The following is a 2,554-nucleotide window of genomic DNA, read 5'->3' on the forward strand; positions in this document are numbered from 1 at the left end:
ACGGCGTCGGCTAAGGTCATGTTTTGATGGCGCTCGGCTGAGAAAACCTCGGAATACCCTGTCGAAAGATTTGTCCCTGTAACGTATAAATCCGGCTTTCCGGAATCGTTTAAATCCTTAAAGGTCGTTTTCTTTTTACCCATCTTTTTTTGTATTAATTCTTCTATCCAGCCCAAAAAGTAATCGCCTTTATTCCATCCGAATTTTTTGATGAGCCGATTGACGTCTCTTATAATGCCGAACGAATTGTCCATGAATTTCTTAAAATCGGTCGAGTCAAGAATGTCGCGCTGTTCCGGAATGGAATATCCCAGGGCAAACAAAAGCGCGTTGATCGCTCCGGCACTTGTTCCGCCAACTCTTTTGATTCCGGCCAGGTGCCCCCGTTGCTCCAGAATCTGCATCGCCCCGACATACGCAATGCCTTTAACCCCGCCCCCTTCAAAAACTAAATTTCTAAACTGTTTTTCCATGCCTTACCTCCATAATTAAAAGTCAGCGGCACACCTATGCTGAATCTATTGTTGCAAGTGGGTTCTTCATCCGCATCCTGCACGATACGGATACCGTACCTGCTTCTGGCAGATACCTTTCCCCAAGCCTTTCATTCAAATTGCCCTTCTCAAGAATCTTGACTTTTTCAGGCCGGTTACCTAAAAAGGTTTTAATTGCTCAAGCAAAATGACAATGCGGTTTCTCAGGCCCTTGCCGTTTACGAATCATAATCTTGTTTCAGTCAAAATTATTGTCTTTCACACGTAGCCGCGCACACTCTATCAAAAAAAAGCCGCAACCGTAAAGCAACTTTGCCTTAGGCTGCGTCGAGTCGCTCATGGCTGGTAACAATTCTTTTAATCTCTTCTTTTGACATGACTACCGGAGGTTTCTCCGGTTTTCGGCCCGTTTCATTTGGCCTGGTTCACCGATTTCTTTGTGCAGAACCTGCTTATACAGATACACGATAGCGTTTATCGTGATAGAAGATGTACTGCTTGGTCCAGTGGATATAGGCTTCCTCGGTACGGATGGCGTCGCAAACTTGATCGAGTAGTTTCATAAACCTTATTTCCGTATTTTATTTTATACTGTAATTCATGATATTTTTAAATAAAGCAACTTCATCTTCCGTAATATTTATTGAAAATAGTCTTTATAATCTATGTTGTGCGTATGAATAAAGAGATGCAGCACATCCCCAGTATGATCTGGGATTTTCAACAGAAAAGAGAGATTGAATGCTTCAGCAAAGAATGATCGAACGCTTCCGAGAGGCTTGTCATAATGATGCATGGGTGATCGCAGCTTTGATGTTTGGCTCATTTGCGACCGGAGAGGGAGACGCGTTCTCTGACATCGAGTTCGCGGTATTCATCCAGGATGATTCATTCGAGAGTTTCGAGCAGCGCTCGTGGCTTAATGCAGTCAGCCCGGTTGCTGCTTACTTTCTGGACGATTTCGGCCATCACACAGCACTTTTTGAAAACGGTATTCGCGGTGAATTCCACTTCATGCGCAAATCTGACATACCAATTATTTCCACTTGGCAAGGCTACGGGTGGTTTCCCTCGCTAGATGCAGCCGTTTTGCTGGATCGATCAGGTGAGCTGTCTCAGTATGCGAGTGCTCTGGTGGGTGGGCCTCCCTCACGTGAAGGTGTGCCCTTGGTAGAAGGACTCGCCTTAAACCTCATCAGTCAAATGCTCTTTGGCGCCAATCTTCTGAATCGCGGCGAACATGCTCGCGCATGGGCATTGCTGAGCAAGGCTCATGAGAATCTTTTGAAGCTGGTTCGTTTAAATGAAGGGGCAACGGAACACTGGCCAACACCTTCACGTGCGTTGGAAAAGGATGTCTCGGAGGACTCGTATAATCGCTATCTGGCATGTACAGCCAGCGCAGAACCTAGAGCACTATGTATAGCCTATCATGAAACGTGGAAGTGGAGTCTAGAATTATTCAAGAGTGTTGTTGAACCTTTGAATATAGATCTTCCGAGAACTGTAATTGCGCAGGTACAAAGGTTGCTCAATGAGTCTGCAACACCGCACAACAAGTAAAATCAGCGGACGCATAAAACGCACCGCTGATTTTTGCGTTGTGCTTTAAGAATGGAGATAAAAACTATGGCTGAAGCCCCAAAATTACATGACTATATGCTGCCTGTGTTGAAGCTCTTCGCTGATAGCGAGGAACACCTATACAAGGAGATACCTGCATATCTCGAAAATGGATATTCTTTGTTGGAGGCCGATCGACCAAACAGGGCCAGAATAATGATTAATAATTCAATAGGTCAATTTGTGAAAGCTCTCATTCTTGAAAAAACAGGACAGCAAAAGTTTAAAATAACACCTCGTGGTTTGGCATTGCTTGAGAAAAAGCCAGAACGCATTAGTGTTCAAGATTTAAGACAATTTGAAGAGTATGATGACTATATAAAAAACAGAATAAAAAACAGAGGGCAAAAGTCAGATAAATTTGATTCTGATGATAATGAGGAAGTAATTATTCCGGAAGACGCACTCGCTTCAGCTTATAAAATCCATAAGGAGAA

At 43.8% G+C, this 2,554-nt stretch carries 3 protein-coding genes; 2 read left to right on the plus strand and 1 reads right to left on the minus strand.

The annotated features are described in order from the left end of the window. A partial coding sequence (locus tag GX117_09170) for a patatin-like phospholipase family protein (protein NLO33511.1) occupies window positions 1–473 on the minus strand: 473 nt, incomplete at its 3' end. 762 nt (window positions 474–1,235) lie between these two features. On the opposite strand from GX117_09170, the gene lnu(F) reads away from it, so the two are divergent. Both lnu(F) and GX117_09180 read left to right on the plus strand, forming a co-directional pair. Continuing rightward, the gene (lnu(F), locus tag GX117_09175) at window positions 1,236–2,057 is read left to right on the plus strand and encodes a lincosamide nucleotidyltransferase Lnu(F) (protein NLO33512.1); all 822 of its coding nucleotides are present in this window, start codon (window positions 1,236–1,238) and stop codon (window positions 2,055–2,057) included. Window positions 2,058–2,123: 66 nt separating this feature from the next. After that, on the plus strand, window positions 2,124–2,554 hold a 431-nt coding region (locus tag GX117_09180), incomplete at its 3' end, for a hypothetical protein (GenBank protein ID NLO33513.1).

It is taken from the genome of Candidatus Hydrogenedentota bacterium (assembly GCA_012523015.1).
In the GTDB taxonomy this organism is placed as follows: Bacteria; Hydrogenedentota; Hydrogenedentia; order Hydrogenedentales; family CAITNO01; genus JAAYBJ01.